The following is an 18,164-nucleotide window of genomic DNA, read 5'->3' as shown; positions in this document are numbered from 1 at the left end:
CGGCGGCACGGCAATCATACCGATCCGAAGGAACGGTCGGGCTTGGAAAGAGGACTGCCCGGCTGCCAAGGCGCGCAACGAAACCCTGCGCGCCACGCGTCACTACGGTCGGGCATTCTGGAAGCGATGGACCGGATACCACGCCCGCAGCCGCGTGGAGGCCAAGATGCGATGCCTGAAGGCCTTCGGTGAGCGCATCGCCGCGCGGGATCCCGATCGCCAAACCGCCGAAATTCACATCCGGGTCGCCCTTATCAATCGCTTCAACGCGATCGGCACTGCCGAGGTCGTCCGCGTGGCCTGAGCCTGAACGGGAAAGGGGCACTCACGCCTCGGGCCGCCTTTCTACAACAACGCCTCGCAACCCTCTCAGTGATAGGCCCCGGTTTCCGGCCGGCCTTTCTCCCAGCGCAGGCGTTCGAACTGCAGCCATTGCATGTGGCCGCAATGCGGACAGGGCACGAAGAAGCGCCGCTGGTCGCTCGCCTCGTATTCCCGCTCGATCCGGGAGAGCCCACGGATCGTCGGTGTCGAGACCTTGAACACCTTGCGGCGATGCGCGAAGGTCGTGGTCCGGGCTTCGGTCAGAGTGATCGGATCGCCTTCCTCGTCGGCCGAGGCCGGATAGGTGTCGACCTCGTCGAGGAAAATATAGCGCGCCGGCATCGAGCGCAGGCCGGTGGACGAGTTCGCCCCCGTGAGCACCAGGATGCCGCCCGGGAATTCCTTCGACAGCATCGAGTTGCCGGCCTCGCGCGAACGCGCCGGCGTCACCCGTTCCCGCAGCACCGGGCTTTCGGCGATGAGCGGATCCAGCCTCCCGCGCGAAGCACGCTTGGCCATCTCGACCGTCGGCAGCACCGCCAGCATCGGTCCCGGCGCGTGGTGGATCACGAAGCCGGCCCAGTTGTTGCCGGCTTCCGTGGCACCGACCTGGGCGGCCTTCATGAAACTGATCCGTTGCGCCGGGTGTTTCGGCGAGAGCGCATCCATGATCTCCCGCAGATAGGGTGTGCGGTCGGTCCGGTAACGCCCGGGCTCGGCGCTGGCGCGCGACGAGAGCCAGCGGTGCCGGTCGGCCCATTCGGAGACCGTGAGATCCGGATCTGGCCGCATGCCCCGACGCCAGGACCGCAGGATGTCGTCGGCGCCGTCGAAACTCTGGTCGATCCCGGTCAGGTCATCGGGATCACCCGAGCGAGACCCGGAGCTCGGCGAGGGCGTCGAGTTGTTCCCGGACATGGACTTCTGAGAGGAGAAACAGCCGACGTCCGGGTTGTACCGGTCGCAAAGATGCCAGAGGACGATCTTGGTCGTCGGCTTGAGGGCGCGCTGAAGGATCGCCCAGTTGGTCGCATGGTGGCTCATCGTACGATCCTCCGGGACCGAGACTGCGTTGGCGGCGTCTTCACGCGCGCCGTGAATCCGTGCTCAGTCACCGCGCCCAGCACGTCGTCGACCGATCGCACCAGCGCCCAGGCGAACCCCTGATCGCGAACATCATCGCGGCTTCTTGTGCGGAAAATCCTATGCCCGACTTTGTACAATGGTCGGAGCGCTACCTTGCGGCATCCGATTTGCGGACATCGGCGCCAATCAGAGCAAGCGGATCTGCGCATGACATTTGATCGAGAGCGTGCCGCGTTCTGACTGTCTGGGCGACAAATCCGACACGCAATTCCCTTGCTGGCCGGGATCGACGTTGGTTACTTACGTCCTCGTCCCGGGTCCGATCGGTCTCCAAGATTATGTCCCCGCCGATTGCCCTGGCCGCCTCTATTGACCGACCGACATCGTCGCATGGCAAAGCGTTCGTCGCACAGGTTACACAACGGAAAGCAACGGTATCCTTTGGAGCAGGCTGGAGCGCCGCATTCGGGCATCTCCAGTGAGAAGATATGGTCAAGGTTCTTATCGTCGACGACGATCCCGATGTGCGCGACATCTTGCGCTACGAGCTCGAAGCGCAGGGCTGGGACGTGGCCGAGGCGGGCAGTGCGGCGGGGATCGGGGAGGCGCTGAAGCGGCTTCCGCCCGACCTGATCCTCCTCGACCTGCGCCTGCCGGACCAGGACGGGCTGACCGTTGCCGCGCGTCTCAGGGCGACGTCCTCGGTGCCGATCATCATGTTGACCGGACTGGGGAGTGACGTGGATCGCATCGTCGGACTGGAGGTGGGCGCCGACGATTATGTCGTCAAGCCCTTCAATCCGCGCGAACTCGTGGCCCGCATCAAGGCTGTGCTGAGACGCACCAGTGCGCCGGTGGCGGCCGAGTCTCACGCGCTGGACCATGACCGTCGCAGCTTCGCGGGGTGGATGATCGACCTCTCGGCGCGGGTGCTGAAAGATCCGGCCGGCGTGCAGGTGTCTCTGACCAATGCCGAGTTCCTGCTGCTCGAAGCCTTCGTCAATGCGCCCCATCGAGTGCTCACCCGCGACCAGTTGCTGGAGCGGACCCGGTCGGACGGCGGCGAGGTGTTCGACCGGACCATTGACGTGCTGATCCTCCGCCTCAGGCGCAAGATCGAGCCCAACCCGAAGGCGCCGACGTTGATCCGCACCGAGCGTGGGGCGGGCTACGTGCTCGACGCCGACGTCGGGCGGCTTTGAGCCTCGAGCTCGACCCGGACTGCGGTCGCCAGCACTTCTTCGGCGACCGGTTTGCGCAGCAGGTTAGGCAGATGGGCGCCCGCCTCGCCGGGAGCGCCCGAGGTATAGAGGACCGGGAGCCCTGGGCGCATCTCGCGCGCCCGCCTGGCAAGCGCGATCCCGTCGAGTCCGCCGGGCATCGCCAGATCGGTGTAGAGCAGGTCGATTTCCGGGATCTCCTCCAGCAACTCGAGCGCCGTCCGGCCGTCGCCTGCGGTCACCACCGCATAGCCACGCTGGCGCAGACGATCGGCGGTGATTTCCAGCAGCTCGGCGTCGTCGTCGACGGCGAGGATGCAGGCGTCTGCGGCCGCGTCCGGGCTGCCCCCCGCCGCCTGTCTTTGGGGCTCTGAAGCGGCGTCGTTCACAGGCAAGCGCAGGGTCACGCAGGTGCCGTCCTTGGGCCGGCTGTCGATGCTCACTGTCCCGCCCGATTGCCGCACGAAGCCGTAGACCATGCTGAGCCCCAGACCGCTGCCCTTGCCGGCGGGTTTGGTGGTGAAGAAGGGCTCGAACACCTGATCGAGCAAATCCGGCGGAATGCCCTCGCCGGTGTCGCGAACGGAAAGCTCGACATAGTCGTCGCCGGCTGCCCGGGTGGCCACGGAAATCTCTCCCTTTCCCTCCATCGCGTCCCGCGCATTGACGGCGAGGTTCATCAGCGCGTTCTCCAGTGCGCCGGGATCCACCCGTACGCCTGGAAGATGACCGCCAAGATCGGTACGTAGCGTCACCCCGGAACCAAGGCTCGCTTCCAGCAGGTCGACCATGCCGGTGACCAGCGCATCAAGGTCCACATTCTCGGGCGCCAGGCGCTGGCGTCGGGAAAAGGCGAGCAGCCGGTTGACGAGCCCGGCGGCCCGGTCGGCCGCACCGAGCGCGCGGTCGGCTCGGGCGCGCAGGGCGGGAGTGTCGGCGGTCTCGCGCGCAAGGATGTTCAGGTTCCCGATGATCACGGCGAGGATATTGTTAAAATCATGCGCGATGCCGCCGGTAAGCTGGCCTACGCTTTCCATCTTCTGAGATTGGAGCAACTGGCTTTCAGTGGCACGTTGCTCGGTCACATCCATATGGAGCGTGGCGAAGCCGCCCTGCGGGATCGGGTTGGAGCGCAGCTCCAGCACCCGCCCGTCGGGAAACCGTAACTCGTGGCGCTGCGGCTGGATCAGCCGGCGGTGCGACAGCGCATCAAGGTCGATCTGCTGGCCGTCGGGCAGAAACGCTTTCACCCCGCGCGATTCCAGATGGCGCTGGATCTCGCCGAACGTAGGAGCGTCGCGAATGTCCGCCTCCGCGAACTCATAGTGCAACAGGTACTGCGGGTTCCACCCCACCAGTCGCAACTCGCGATCGAATACCGAGAACCCGTCCTTCATGGTCTCGAACGTGGCCAGCAAAAGGTTCGAGCGTTCGGTGAGCTCCCTGTCGAGCTGCTCCATATGGACCGAGTTGTCCTTGAACACCGTGAAGGCGCGCGCAAGGTCGCCGATCTCGTCGTGCCGCTCGGCGCCGGGCACCTGCGCGTCGTGCTCGCCAGCCGCCAGCCGCGTCATCGCATCGGTGACGCCGGCAAGGTTGCGGGCGAGGGGGCGAATGACGAAAGCGTAGGAAACGGCGCCTGCCATGAGGATCACCGCCAGGCCGATCGTCGTGAACTGCGACGTCCGGGATAGGATCGTCTGGCGCAGCGCTTCGGTGACCTCCGCCATGCTCCGGCTGGCCGCGATGACGCGACTGTCTACGGCTTTCTTGAGTGCGGCCGCCTGCCGGCCGGCGTCCGCCAGCGCAGCCTCGGCAGCCGCCAGCGCGTCGAGTTCCTGACGCCGCAGCGCGAGGATGCCTGCCTCGCCGGCTTGCCCGGAGAGGGCCGCCAGGTCACGCTGGAAGCCAACGCGCAGCCCTTTCGGAAGCGAAGGCACGAGTACGCCCAGCTGCGCGAGTGTGCGGGCATGACCGGACCCGATCTCCTCCAGCGCCTCGGGCGTTTCGGCTGTCGTCGCCAACAGAAGTTCCGCCATGGCTTGGTCCGTCAGGCGTTCGGCCGCCAAGAGCGGCGCCTGGCTGCGGACGGCGGTGCGGTAGACGTCGAGGTCGGCCATCGCCCCGCCGCCGGTGATCGCCTCGACCGCGAGGATCGAGGGGCCGATCAACTGGCGTATCCGCTCCTCCGCGTTCAACATCCGGGCACGCTCGGCCTCCAACGCCTCGGCAAGGCGGCTGCGGGTGTCGAGGCTGACGCGAAGGTCGGCAAGCCGTGTGGCAAGCTCGTCGGTGAGGTTGGAGATCTGGCGGGTGTTCCACTGCGGATCGCTGCGGGCCGATTCCAGCGCCTCCGCCTGATCGGCGAAGGCCGCCAGGTCTGCTTCGATTGCCAGTTGCGCGGCGGCCAAAGCCTCAGGTGTGCCCGCTGCCATCAGGCTGGCGCCACGTTGTTGCAGCCGCTCGCCGATCCCGGCCAGACGCAGCGCAGCCGTCACCGCGGGCACGTCCTGCCCGGTCACGGCCTCGGTCGCCGCGCCGATCCGGTCCAGCGCCCTGAGCGCGGCGACGCTCGCCACCGCCATCGCCAGCGTGGAGACCATGATGACCAGCAAGAGCCGTCGCTCGATCCCCCCGAGCTTCATCGCGGGTCGCTTTCCAGGCCCATGGCCTCGCGATAGTTGCGGAGCTGGCTGGCGCGTCCGAGGCGGTCGGTGATCTGGTCCCAGGCCACCGCGGCTGCGGATAGCGCTTCGTCGGGAGGCGCCTCCCCGGCGAGGACCCTGCCGAGCTGGGCATCAAGCGCGGCCATGTAGGCAGGGTATCCTGGAAGGCGCAGATCTGGCGCGGTCTGCGGCAGCGACAGGCTCTCGCGCAGCACCGACAGGTAGGCGCTGGCTGCCTCCGGCCCCATGACGCTGGCCCAGCGGTCGGATGCCTCGAGTTGCGAGCGGCGGTAGGGGTTGAAGCCGGAGGTGCCGTCGGTGACGTCACGGTCGGTGCGGGCCGGGTCGGCCATCCAGGCGATATAGTCCCACGCCGCCCGCGGATCGTCCGCTGAGCGGGGAACGACGGCGATCCAGCCGCCGAAGGCAAGGAAGGGCACCGTTCGGACGTCGGGCAAAGCCTCCCATGCTTTGGCCTCTGGGTTCCAGACATCGCGGCTTCCTGGCAGGACGAAGAACCCGACCTTTCCGGCGATCTCGGACCCCTCTGGATCGGAGGCGACCACGCCGATGTCCGACCAGTCAATTGCCATCGCGGCGTCCCCGGCGGCGAACCGCGCCCTCACTTCATGGCTGGCAAGCGGGACCCCGTCGCTTGGCAAACCAGCCTCCAAAGCAGCGAGGTAGTCATCGAGCGCCCGGCGCCAGGCCGGATTGTCGATCTCCGGCGACATCGTCTGCGGGTCGAAGAAGACGTGCCCCGGATGGTCGGGATGAGCGGTGTAGGCCGCCGCGTGGCTGAAGAGATACCAAAGTCGCTGCCCACCCTCCGCGGAGGCCTCCAGGGTGCCGGCCAGCGGGCGCCCATCCGGGCCGGGGCGGTCATGGAAGAACGTGGCGATCTCGCTGTATTCGGCCCAGCTCTGCGGGGGGGCAAGCGGCTTGCCGAAGATCCGCGCGAAGGCTGCCCGGGTCTGCGGGTCCTCGAACAGATCTTTCCGGTAGGCCCCCATGTGCAGGTCGCCGTCGAGCGTCATCGCCATCCACCGCCCCTTCCAGCGCATCAGCGCGTCGCGATAGGCCGGGTGAACGCCCTGCACCAACGGGCTATCGACGAGCGCTGGCGGCACCGGCAACAGATAGGGCGCAAAATCCGGCAGCCAGGCGGACGGGATGATGAGCACGTCGGCCGTCGTCCGGCCGGTGACGAAGCCGATCATGATCTCGCCATAGAGACTATGGAACGGGCGTTGCGTGACCTCGACCTTGATCCCGGTTTCGGCCGCGAAGCTTTCGGCGTGCCAGATCGCCGGTCCGGCGATGGGCGTGCCGTCGCGCGTCAAAACTTCAAGGGGTGCGGCCTCGGCCCGGGCGATGGCGGCCAGCAAAATTACAATTGTTACGATCCTGACCACGATCCGAGAAATACTCCGTTCATCTGGCCGCGTTCTTAACCCTCCCGACGACATGACACAAACGACGCGGAGGAAGAAACGTGCTCACCCTCACCAACGAGCTCGTGGCGATCGGCAAGACGGCGGCCGACAAGGCCGATGCCATCGCCCAGGCGGTCGACCTGCTGACCGCCGCCGGAAAGATCGACCCGCGCTATGGCGCCTCCATGATGGGCCGCGAGAAGGTCGCCAACACCTTCCTCGGTAACGGCATCGCCATCCCGCATGGCCTCCCGAAGGACCGCGACCTGATCCACGACACGGCCATCGCCGTCGTGCAGCTTCCGTCGGGCGTGGAATGGGGACCGGGCGACACCGCGCGCCTGATCGTCGCCATCGCGGCGAAGTCGGACGAGCATCTGGAGGTGCTGACCAACCTTACCGACGTTCTGAGCGACGCAGCCGAGGCTGACCGTCTCGCCACCACCACAGACCCTGCCGACATCGTCGCGCGCCTCACCGGTGCTGCACCTGCTCCCTCTGCGGCCGCTGAGGGCCTTGACGATTTCGCCGGTGGCTTTACCGCGACGATCACCGGGGCCCACGGGCTGCATGCCCGCCCCGCGACCGCGCTGGTCGAACTAGCCAAGACTTTCGACGCCGAGATCCGGATCCGCTGCGGCGACAAGGTCGGCAACGGCAAGAGCCTGATTTCACTGCTGCGGCTCGGCGCGGAGCAAGGGGCAGAGCTGCGTGTCAGCGCCGACGGCCACGACGCCGAGACGGCGCTGGCCGCGCTTCGGGCAGCCTTCGAGGCCGGTCTGGAAGACGAGGACGAGGCGGAGGAAGCAGCAGTCGCATCGAACCGGATCGCGCCAGCCGCCGACGCCGTCAGCTATGATGGAAACACCGTCGCCGGTATCCCGTCCTCCCCCGGTTTCGCGATCGCGCCGATTTTCCAGTTCGCGCGGGAAAAGATCGTGTTCGAGTACAACGCCGCCGATAGCGACGCCGAACTCCGCCGGCTCGAACAGGCCCTGCATACCGCTTGGCGTCAGCTTGAGGATCTCTACGAGGAAGTCTGGAAGAAGTCCGGGCCGGCCAAAGCCGGAATCTTTCGCGCCCATCAGGAATTTCTCGAAGACCCCGAGATGGTCGAGGCGGCGCAAATGCTTATCCGCGGGCACCGGACCGCAGCCTTCGCTTGGAACCAGGTTTTCAACGAGCGCGCCGACATCCTCGCTGCGATGAAGGACCCGGTACTGGCGGGACGCGCCGTCGATTTGCGCGACGCCGGCCTGCGCGTGCTGCGGCTGCTCGGCGAGGTAGCGAAGGACGGAAACCGTCTGCCGACTGAGCCCTGCATTCTGATCGCGGACGATCTGACCCCGTCGGACACTGCGCAACTCGATCCTGCGCTGGTGCAGGGGCTGTGCACGGCGAGCGGCGGGCCGACCTCGCATACATCCATTATCGCTCGCTCGCTTGACATCCCCGCGGTGGTCGGCGCCGGTATGACGGTGCTCGACATCCCTGCGGGCGCGCCGGCGTTGCTTGACGGTGAACAGGGGCTCCTCGTGACGGACCCCAGCGAGGCCGACACCTCGCATGCCCGCGCCGCGCTCACCGACCTCAAGGCGCAGCGCGAGGCGGAGAAGCGCGATTGCTACAAGCCCGCGCTGACAGCCGACGGGAAACGCATCGAGGTGGTCGCCAACATCAGCGACGTGCCGGAGGCGGTTGCCGCGGTGGAGGCCGGCGGCGAGGGGGTCGGGCTGCTCAGAACCGAATTCCTGTTCGTCAACCGTGACCGACCGCCCTCGGAGGACGAACAGGTCGAGATCTACACGGCGATGCTGGCGGCGATGAACGGACTGCCGATCATCATCCGAACGCTTGACGTCGGCGGCGACAAGGAAATCCCTTACCTGCGCATGCCGGTTGAGCAGAATCCGTTTCTCGGCGAGCGGGGCATCCGTTTCTGCCTGGCCCACGAGGACCTTTTCCGCAGTCAGCTCCGTGCGATCTACCGCGCTTCGGCGCAGGGCCCGTTGCGGATCATGTTCCCGATGATCGCAATGACCCACGAGCTCGACGCCGCCTTGCGGATCGCAGAGGAAGTGCGCGTCGAGGTCGGCGCAGCGCCGGTCGAGATGGGCATCATGATCGAGATCCCCTCGGCGGTGGTGATGGCGCCGGAACTCGCCCGGAAGGTCGATTTCTTCTCCATCGGCACCAACGACCTCACACAATACGCGCTGGCGATGGACCGGATGCACCCCACATTGGCCCGGCAGGCCGACGGGCTTCATCCCGCCGTGCTCCGGTTGATCGACCAGACGGTGAAGGCGGCCGATGCGGCCGGGATCTGGGTCGGCGCCTGTGGCGGGATCGCGGCCGATCCGTTGGGCGTCAGCATCCTGAGCGGACTTGGGCTGAAGGAATTGAGCGTCTCCATACCGTCCATCGCCGCGGTCAAGGCGCAGCTGCGCCGGCAGTCGATGGCGGACAACCGGGCGCTGGCGGAGCGCGCACTGGCCGCGGCCGACGCGGCGGCCGTCCGCGCGCTGCGCTGACGGGAGGTGCCAATGACAACGCCTTCCCGCATTGCGACCGTGTCGCTCAACTCGGCGGTGGACCAGACTGTCACCGTTCCGCACTTCGCCGTCGACGCGGTGAACCGGGTTGAGGCGGTGCGCGTCGATGCTGGCGGAAAGGGGGTGAATGTTGCCTCCTTCCTCGCCCATTTCGGCCACGCGGTCACCGTCACCGGCCTGCTCGGGCGTGATAACGCGGCGCTGTTCGATCGCCATTTCGCGGCGTCGGGCCTGCAGGATTGCTGCCTACGCGTCGATGGCGCCACCCGCACCAATGTCAAGATCGTCGACCCCGAGCGGGACACTGTAACTGACCTGAACTACCCCGGCATCGAAGCTGGCCAAAGAGAGCTGGACGCCGTCGCTTCGTCGCTCGACGAGGCCCTGGACCGCAAACTTGAGTGGGTCGGGCTCTGCGGCAGCTTGCCGGCCGGACTGGCGCCAGACGCCTATGCTCGGCTGACGGCGCGCGCGCGCTCCAAGGGCGCGAAGGTGGCGCTCGACACCAGCGGTGCCCCGCTTGCCGCGGCGCTCCCCGCCTGCCCGGACATCATCAAGCCCAACATCGCCGAACTCGGCGACCTGCTGGGCCGGGGGCTCTCAGGCCCCGTCGATGCGGCTGCGGCGGCGCGCGAAATCGTCGCCGGCGGGATCGGCCTCGTCGTGGTGTCCATGGGCGGGGAGGGGGCCGTGATGGTGAGCGCGGATGACGCGGTTCTCGCCGTTCCGCCCAAGGCCCGGATCGCCAGCACCGTCGGTGCCGGAGACGCCATGGTCGCGGGGCTGATCCACGCGGCCACGCGCGGCCTGTCTCTGGCCGAGACGGCCCGCCTCGCCACCGCCTTCTCGCTCGGCGCGCTTGGCGAGATCGGCCCGCGCCTGCCTGCCATCGCCCACATCGAAGACTTTGCCCGCGCGGTCGAGGTGACCGCGCTCGACCTGAACGACGCATGAATTACGGGGGGACCCAGATGTCGAAGATCGTCGCCGTTACCGCTTGCCCAACCGGTATCGCGCATACGCACATGGCCGCCGAGGCTCTGAAAGAGACCGCGGCGCTGAAGGGGCACAGCATCCGTATCGAACGGCAGAGTGCGCAGGGTGTGGAACACGCGCTGACGCCGGAGGAAATCTCCGCGGCGGATCTCGTTCTGCTCGCTACCGATATCCAGATCGACCGGAGCCGTTTTGCCGGCAAGCCGGTGTATGAGGCGAGCACCAGCCAGGCTCTGCGGAACACCGACGCCGTGCTCGACGCGGCGCTCGCCTCGATCGCGACGCCGTCCGCGCCGAAACCGACCGGTGCTGCTGCGCCCGACGATGCGCAGGCACCCGCCGATGCGTTGAAAGTGGTCGCGATCACCTCCTGTCCGACCGGGATTGCCCATACCTTCATGGCGGCCGACGCGCTGAAAAAGGCCGGCAAGGCTCGCGGGTATGAGATCGCGGTCGAGACCCAGGGGTCCGTCGGATCTCAGAACGCACTGACCGACACGCAAATCGCCAGTGCCGACATGGTCGTCATTGCCGCCGACACCCATGTCGACGACAGCCGGTTCGTGGGCAAGAAGGTCTACAAGACCAGTGTCGGCGCCGCGGTGAAGGGCGCCAAGGATGTCCTCGACGCGGCCATCGCAGAGGGCGAGATCCTCGGCGGCGGCGGGTCTGAGCGCAAGAGTCTCGCCGACGAGGTCAAGGCGACCAAGGCCAAGCGGGCGTCGCAGCGCTCCGGCCCCTACATGCACCTGCTGACCGGCGTGTCCTACATGCTGCCGATCGTCGTCGCCGGCGGCCTGCTCATCGCTCTGTCCTTCGTCTTCGGCATCAAGGCGTTCGAAGTGGAAGGCACCTTGCCCGCCGCGCTGATGGCCATCGGTGGCGGCGCCGCGTTCCAACTCATGGTGCCGGTGCTCGCAGGCTTCATCGCCTATTCCATCGCAGACCGCCCCGGGCTGACCCCCGGTCTGATCGGTGGCATGCTGGCGGTCAACCTCAATGCGGGCTTCCTCGGCGGGATCGTCGCGGGCTTCCTTGCCGGCTACGTTGCCAGATGGCTGCGCGATGCGATCAAGTTGCCACCGACCCTCGAGGGGCTGAAGCCGGTCCTGATCCTGCCGCTGCTCTCGACCCTCGTGACCGGGCTCGTCATGGTCTACGTCGTCGGCGCACCGGTGGCGGCGATCCTGGCCGGCATGACAAGCTTCCTGCAGGGGCTCGGGACGACAAACGCCGTGCTGCTCGGCCTGCTGCTCGGTGGCATGATGGCCGTCGACATGGGCGGTCCGATCAACAAGGCGGCCTACACCTTCTCCGTGGGATTGCTGACCAGTGACACCTATGCCCCGATGGCTGCCGTCATGGCCGCCGGCATGACCCCGCCGCTGGGACTGGCGCTGGCAACTTTCGTCGCCCGAAACCGCTTCACGGAAGAAGAACGTGAAGCCGGCCCCGCCGCCGCGGTCCTGGGCCTGGCCTTCATTACCGAAGGCGCGATCCCCTTCGCCGCCAAGGACCCCGCCCGGGTCATTCCCGCGATCATCGTCGGTTCCGCGATCACCGGCGCCCTTTCGATGATCCTCGGCTGCCAACTCGTCGCTCCGCATGGCGGGATCTTCGTCCTGGCGATCCCCAACGCAGTCACGAACCTCGGTGCCTATGCCGTCGCCATTCTCGTCGGCACGCTGATTACCACGGGCCTGCTGATCGCGCTCAAGAAGCCTCTCGCGCCGGCGGAAGCGGAGGCCGTTCCCGCCGAGTGATAGGCGCCCGAAGCAATTGACCGCCGGCCGTCTCACGACCGCCGGCGGTTTCGTGTCAGACCCGTCGCGCCTGTTGCAGAGATCCAATCCATAGCTTCCGCGCACCGCGGCGTCCGCGAGCTGCCGACTGAAGGTTCGCCAACACGGCCGGCTTTGGGTGGTACACTGCTGGTCCGATCATCCAGATAGTCGCGCCACCTTCACCATCCCCCTGCGATTGAATGGCAAGGCCTCGGAGGAGTAGCGCGTGATATCGCTCGAGCCTCGTTCAGAGTGTGATGCGAGGGGGAGTCGTGGAAAGAGGCCCGCGAGATAGGCAGCCACAGGTATATCTCCCCAAATCGCGTGGATGCGGTAGGGAAGCACCTCCTGCAGATGCTCCAGGAACTCCCACGCCGTCCGTCTGTCGGCCTTGTTGACGAGTTGGGTGACCGCGAACTTGCTGGTCCGGTCGATGGAAACGAAGGGATATAACTTGCCTTCAGCGGTCTGCAGTTCTGCAATGTCCATGTGAAGGAAGCCGATGGGGTAGCGCTTGAAGCGCTGACGCTTGGGTTTGTCCCCGTCGGCATCCGGTAGCCGCGAGATGCTATGGCGTTGAAGACAGCGGTGAAATGCTGATCTGGTCGGGTGCGGGATCGAAGGCTTAAGGGCATAGACATAGTCATCCAGCGTGTGCCGCCGGAAAGCGACCGCCATAGCCTCTTCGTCTTCGCTCAGAAAGTGTAACGCGGAACCCTTGGCCCCGTTTTGCGGTCTTTCACCGTCTCGCGCTTTCGCCATTTCGCGACAGTCTTCGGGTTGATCCCGAGTTCCCGGCCTAGCGCCGCGGTCGAGGCTTGCGATCGCTGTATTGCCGCTCTGACGCCGTGCGTGGTCGTGGCGCAGCCGTGACGAACCTGTCCCATAGTGCTTCCTTCCATGCCCGCGAATGGATCGCACCATCAAACCGTGGGGCCAAACATCTAAAAGGATCGAGCCAAGATGACGAAATTCGCACCGAGGGAACTGGCGAGGACCGCCTGTTCGGGTATGGCGGCGACGACCACCTCAGCGGCAACTCCGGGGACAATCGAATTTTTGGTGGCACTGGGAGCGACGAGGCCTACGGAAATCAAGGCGATGACATCTTATTTGGCCAACGCGGCGCTGACGAAATTTACGGTGGTTATGGTAACGACACCATTATCGGCGGATGCGGGGACGACATTATAGACGGCGGAGCGGGAGCCGACACCGTGATTTTTTCCGGCGATTGGGACGAATACAAGATCTCGATTGACCAACAAGTGTTTACGATTTCGCATGTTGGCGGCGGCCGCGAGGATAGGGTGGATCGTATCGTGAACGTCGAAATGTTCCAATTCGAAGACCAAGTGCTCGAAATCCATGGGGGACACCTTCAGCCCTTCGATATCGACCCTCTGTAGTTGTAGGTGACACTATAGGCCCAATTCGGACTTGCCTGTGAAAGGGCAGTTTAGCTGCCCGTTATTCTCCGCCGAGACGTCATGACCTGCCACCAAACTTTCATTTAGCAGGAACCGCAGCCCTTCGGTGTGACACGTTTTTTGAGCGATTTGAGCAAAAGACAGGAGCGCGACGTGTTCAGGCGACGCAGCGCGGCCGTCGGTTGCGATGGATAGGTTTTGGCGAACGCTCTGGGAGTCCGATCGGCCAGGGTTGATTGGGGTCTCACCCGCCAGCCTTGGGGCGCCGAAGTGGGGTGCGTCCGGAACAACTGCGTGGCGCTGCCGAGGGCGAGGCCGTGGTGCTCCGGGCAATGCTCAGATCACCGAAAAAGCGGGTGACGTGTCCGTCGTCTAGATGAACCCTTCGCGGGCCTGCGATGGCGACGACGGGCTGAGCAAAGCTGACCGGTCTCCACCGAGGTCGCCGGCACACCGCTGGAGTTGACGGCCGACCCACGAGACCTTCATGAACGACTGGCAATCCATCTCTACCTGTGAGCGCGCCGCGCCCCACATTTACTCCATCTCTCGCTGCGGAGTGGTTCTTATGACCAATCAGAACGTCTCGTGGTGGAAAGACTCCACCGGCTACCAGATCTACCCGCGCAGCTTCTGCGACAGCAACGGCGACGGGATCGGCGACATTCCGGGCATCATCTCAAGGCTCGACCATCTGGCCGACTTGGGCATCGGTTTCATCTGGCTTTCTCCGGTCTACGCTTCGCCCATGGCCGACAATGGTTATGACATCTCGGATTACCGCGACATTGCCGGGGAATTCGGCACGATGGAGGACATGGATCGGTTGATCGCGGAGGCAAAGGCGCGCGGCATCGGGATCGTGATGGACCTGGTGGTCAACCACTCCTCCTCGTCGCACGCCTGGTTTCAGGCCGCTCGGACTTCGCGCACGGCTCCCGAGCATGATTTCTATATCTGGCGCGACGCGGCCGCCGATGGCGGGCCGCCCAGCGACCATCAAGCCTCCTTCGGCGGCTCGGCGTGGACCTACGTGCCGGAGGTCGGCAAATACTATCTCGGGTACTTCAGCCCGGAGCAGCCCGATCTCAATTGGCAGAACCCGAAGCTCAGGGCCGAGATATACGACATGATGAACTGGTGGCTCGACCGGGGCATCGCCGGTTTCCGCATGGACGTAATTAGCCTTATCGGCAAGGACGTCGATGCCGGGATCTACGAGGAGGGGCCATATCTGCACGGCTTTCTGCAGGAGATGAACCGAAAGACGTTGGCGGGCCGCGACATCGTCACCATCGGCGAAAGCTGGTCGGTCAGCCGGGAGACGGCGCTGCTTTACTGCGGGCGGGATCGCCATGAGCTTGACATGGTATTCCAGTTCAACCACGTCACCGCCTTCGACGACGAGACATTCGGAAAATTCCGTCCCAAGCCCTTCGATCTGGTGCGATTCAAGAAAGTTCTGTTCGACTGGCAGGAGACGCTCGCGGAAGATGGCTAGAACTCGCTCTTCCTGTCGAACCACGATTTGCCGCGGCAGGTGTCGAAATACGGCGACGACGGTAGATACCGGGTCGAGTCCGCCAAGATGCTCGCTACGGTTATCCACCTCATGAAGGGCACTCCGTTCATCTATCAGGGCGAGGAGATCGGTATGACCAATGCCGCCTTCACCCGGATCGAGCAGTTTCGCGATGTCGAGACTCTGGGCCACTATGCCGAGCAGATCGCGCGGGGCGTCAGCCCGGAGGAGTTCATCTCGGGCGCGAACGCAAACGGCCGCGACAATGCCCGCACGCCGATGCAATGGAGCGCGGGTGAGCAGGCGGGCTTCACCACGGGCACGCCCTGGATCGAGGTCAACCCGAACCATGCCACGATCAACGTGGAGGCCGACCGCGCGGACCCTGACGGGATTTTCGCCCATTACCGTCGGCTGGCCGAGATGCGCCGGGAGATACCAGTGGTCGTCTCGGGACATTTCCGGCCGCTGGCCGAGGACCACCCTGGGATCGTCGCCTATCTCCGCGAGTTGGACGGCACCCGACTCGCCGTGATCGGCAATTTTACCGCGGACCGGACCAGTTTCGAGGTGCCGGCCGACATGCGTGGCCGCGGGCAATGCCTAATCTCCAGCCATGCAAAACGCGAAACTCTCGCCGCTGTGGTCAGTCTGGAACCCTTCGAGTCCTTCGCCATGCGCTTGGGAAAGGAGGAATAACCCGGCCCCGCTCGAGAGAATGGCCGGCCACAACGGCATTGTCGTTTGCCTGAATTTCTCAGGACAAGATCCAGTTGCTCCGGTCAGACGCGTCGTTCTGCTATCGTCGCAGCCTGATCGCAACGGAGCGTTGGGTCAGACCCTCGTCCCACTGCAATAGGAGCCTTTTGTTCCCGTGCCGTGAAGCCGAAAAACCGATGCGTTCTTCCAAGGCGGCTGGGTATCGGCGGTCGACTTTGGACTGCCCCGTCAGCAATGACTTCCCGGAAACTGAATGCCGCTCACGGAGGAGCGCCGGATTACCATTTTCCCGGGCACCAACAGATTTAGATACTCGGGCATTTCCGCTTCCGCATACCAATCGTCGAGGATGCGCAAGGCGTGGTCGATCATGACCTCCTCATCCTGTTGAATGGAACTCAGCTGGTAAGGGGCCCAGGCGGCCTGCGGGATATCATCAAATCCTACAATGCGTAATGGGTCGGCAAGGGGCCTCCCGCTGTGCCAAAGGGCATCCAACGCTCCGATTGCAATGAGATCGTCGCCGCAGAACGCAGCATCTGGCGGATTGGGGCCTGCAAATACCCGCACAGCCTGTCGCGCTCCTCCTTCAAAACTGAATTCGTCGTTGGAAAGCACCGGCTCGAACCCATGCGCGCGGGCTTCCTCCACGAAACCAGTGCGCCGGTCGACGTTCGCGGGGTTAAATTCAGGCCCTCCGAGATAGGCCAACCGTTGTGCCCCCTGCGCGATCAGATGGCGTGCAACCTCGCGCCCGGCGGGCGCATTGTCGCTGCTGATGGTGTAAAGGCCCTTCTTTCGCATGTGGGTGTTGAAGGAGATCACGGGCACGCCAAGCTCGATCAGCTGGTCGGCGGCGGCTTCGGTCAGCACGGACAGCGCCGAAACCACCGCATCGACCCGATACCCCGAAAGCCGCGGAACCACCGCGTCGAGCGCGTCGTCGCTGTCCACATGTGCCAGCATGACCTGGCATTTCATCTCCTGGAGACGTTTTGTGAAGCGTTCCAGCACGCGGGCATAGAATGGGTTGTGCATTTTACCGACAACCAATGCTACCAGTCGCGACTGCTGGGTCAGCATGATGCGGGGCAAAAGATTGGGCCGGTACTCGAGTTTCTGTGCCGCTTCCATCACCTTGTTCCGCGCCTCCGGGGAGACACGTGAATCTCCCCGGAACGTGCGTGAAACGGTGGATTGCGAGACTCCCGCGAGCCGAGCGACATCCGTGGAGGACGCATAGCGTTTTCGCATGGACAAGCTCCCTTGGCTCGCCCGCGCCAGATTTTACTCTGACACGCGGATCATTAGTTTTACATCCGAGGCGCGCCCTTCTGCTGCCCGCTCGAAGGCCTCTACCGAACGATCGAAGTCAAAACGCTCGGAAATGAGGGGATCGAGATCGATTTTTCCCGAGGCCAGCAATTCGATTGCGCGATCGAACACGTTTGCATAGCGGAACACGGTCTCAATACGCAACTCTTTCGCCGCCGCGGAAACGACGTCGAATGGGACCGGGTCAACCGGCATGCCCACGAGCACGACACATCCGCCGGGGCGCGCAAGGCCTGCGATGCCGTCATAGGCCTTTGAACTGCCGGAGGCTTCGAAAACGACGTCCGCACCCCAGCCTCCGGTCGCCTCTGCCAAAACGACTGCTGGATCCTCGCGCGAGATATCGATGGCGGTGATCCCGGGATAGCCGGTGGCGACGTCGAGCTTCTCTGCCGTCAGGTCTGTAATGAAAACCCGCCCGCATCCCGAGGCCAGTGCAGAAAGCGCGGTCATGATACCGATCGGACCCGCGCCAAGTACCACTGCCACGTCACCGGGCGTGATGCGGGCTTTCACGCAAGCCTGCAATCCAACCGCCAGCGGTTCCACCAGCGCGCCCTGGTCGAAGGAAACCGTGTCGGGCAGGGCGAAGGTGAAGGCGGCAGGGTGGATCACTTCCGGGCGCAAGCAGCCGTGTATCGGAGGTGTCGCCAAGAACGTTACGGACGGGTCGACGTTGTAAAGGCCCAGCAAGGTGGCTCTCGATGAAAGGTCGGGGACGCCGGGCTCCATGCAGACCCGGTCCCCCACGGCGAAGCCCTGCACATCCGGTCCGACCTCGGTCACCACGCCCGAGGCTTCGTGACCCAGAATCATCGGCTCGTTCACCACGAACGGCCCGATTCTCCCGTGCGTGTAATAGTGCACGTCGCTGCCACAGATACCGACGGAACGGATGGCAATTCGAAGATCGCCCGGCCCCAACGCCTCCCCCGGATCGATGTCGCGCAAGCTCAGATCTCGTTGGGATTCAAGTACGAGTGACTTCATTTCATCCTCCATGGGTGCCGGGATGTGGATGCACCCAAAATGCCCGTTGACGCCCTATAAAGGGCTGTGCATAGTTAGTCACAGGACGTGAATAGCAAGT

General features: G+C 64.9%; 10 protein-coding genes and 3 pseudogenes. 7 read left to right on the top strand and 6 right to left on the bottom strand.

The annotated features are described in order from the left end of the window. Window positions 1-304 (top strand): transposase (locus tag BM075_RS16205; RefSeq protein ID WP_342741256.1); only part of this gene is annotated, 304 nt, incomplete at its 5' end. A gap of 68 nt (window positions 305-372) precedes the next feature. Here the strand turns inward: BM075_RS16205 and BM075_RS16200 are convergent. Further along, window positions 373-1,242 (bottom strand): annotated as a pseudogene (locus BM075_RS16200) (phage terminase large subunit family protein); the annotation flags it as partial. A gap of 656 nt (window positions 1,243-1,898) precedes the next feature. Here BM075_RS16200 and BM075_RS16195 point away from each other — a divergent pair. Continuing rightward, window positions 1,899-2,612 (top strand): response regulator, encoded by a 714-nt coding sequence (locus BM075_RS16195; RefSeq protein ID WP_093361737.1) that lies wholly within the window; start codon window positions 1,899-1,901, stop codon window positions 2,610-2,612. Here BM075_RS16195 and BM075_RS16190 read toward each other — a convergent pair. Together BM075_RS16190 and BM075_RS16185 are read right to left on the bottom strand one after the other, a co-directional pair. Next, window positions 2,579-5,275: an ATP-binding protein gene (locus BM075_RS16190; RefSeq protein WP_093361736.1), complete on the bottom strand. Its 2,697-nt coding sequence runs from the start codon at window positions 5,273-5,275 to the stop codon at window positions 2,579-2,581. The genes BM075_RS16195 and BM075_RS16190 overlap by 34 nt on opposite strands. Further along, window positions 5,272-6,711, bottom strand: coding sequence for an extracellular solute-binding protein (locus BM075_RS16185; RefSeq protein ID WP_245758873.1), 1,440 nt, complete (start codon window positions 6,709-6,711; stop codon window positions 5,272-5,274). The genes BM075_RS16190 and BM075_RS16185 overlap by 4 nt, the downstream gene beginning before the upstream one ends. An 80-nt stretch (window positions 6,712-6,791) precedes the next feature. On the opposite strand from BM075_RS16185, the gene ptsP reads away from it, so the two are divergent. From ptsP to BM075_RS16170, 3 genes are read left to right on the top strand one after another with little or no spacing between them, the layout of a single operon-like run. Further along, window positions 6,792-9,266, top strand: coding sequence for a phosphoenolpyruvate--protein phosphotransferase (gene ptsP / locus BM075_RS16180; protein WP_093361735.1), 2,475 nt, complete (start codon window positions 6,792-6,794; stop codon window positions 9,264-9,266). Between the two features lie 12 nt (window positions 9,267-9,278). After that, window positions 9,279-10,241, top strand: coding sequence for a 1-phosphofructokinase (gene pfkB / locus BM075_RS16175; RefSeq protein ID WP_093361734.1), 963 nt, complete (start codon window positions 9,279-9,281; stop codon window positions 10,239-10,241). Window positions 10,242-10,258: 17 nt separating this feature from the next. Then, window positions 10,259-12,046, top strand: coding sequence for a PTS fructose-like transporter subunit IIB (locus BM075_RS16170; RefSeq protein WP_093361748.1), 1,788 nt, complete (start codon window positions 10,259-10,261; stop codon window positions 12,044-12,046). Window positions 12,047-12,376: 330 nt separating this feature from the next. On the opposite strand, the pseudogene BM075_RS16165 reads toward BM075_RS16170, so the two are convergent. Beyond that, a pseudogene (locus tag BM075_RS16165) lies at window positions 12,377-12,954 on the bottom strand (transposase family protein); the annotation flags it as partial. Here BM075_RS16165 and BM075_RS16160 point away from each other — a divergent pair. Together BM075_RS16160 and BM075_RS24860 are read left to right on the top strand one after the other, a co-directional pair. After that, window positions 12,937-13,476, top strand: a complete 540-nt coding sequence (locus tag BM075_RS16160; protein WP_177208384.1) for a calcium-binding protein — start codon at window positions 12,937-12,939, stop codon at window positions 13,474-13,476. The pseudogene BM075_RS16165 and the gene BM075_RS16160 sit on opposite strands and share 18 nt — an antisense overlap. A 508-nt stretch (window positions 13,477-13,984) precedes the next feature. Continuing rightward, window positions 13,985-15,718 (top strand): annotated as a pseudogene (locus BM075_RS24860) (glycoside hydrolase family 13 protein). A gap of 249 nt (window positions 15,719-15,967) precedes the next feature. Here the strand turns inward: BM075_RS24860 and BM075_RS16150 are convergent. Both BM075_RS16150 and BM075_RS16145 read right to left on the bottom strand, forming a co-directional pair. Then, a complete protein-coding gene (locus BM075_RS16150) occupies window positions 15,968-16,993 on the bottom strand; it encodes a LacI family DNA-binding transcriptional regulator (protein ID WP_093361732.1) in 1,026 nt (341 codons plus the stop codon). Window positions 16,994-17,026: 33 nt separating this feature from the next. Next, window positions 17,027-18,064: an NAD(P)-dependent alcohol dehydrogenase gene (locus BM075_RS16145; RefSeq protein ID WP_093361731.1), complete on the bottom strand. Its 1,038-nt coding sequence runs from the start codon at window positions 18,062-18,064 to the stop codon at window positions 17,027-17,029. Between the last annotated feature and the right edge of the window lie 100 nt (window positions 18,065-18,164).

Source organism: Tropicimonas isoalkanivorans (assembly GCF_900112335.1).
Taxonomy (GTDB): Bacteria; Pseudomonadota; Alphaproteobacteria; order Rhodobacterales; family Rhodobacteraceae; genus Tropicimonas; species Tropicimonas isoalkanivorans.
Note: the sequence above shows the minus strand (reverse complement) of the source record. Positions and strands in the feature narration are given on the sequence as shown.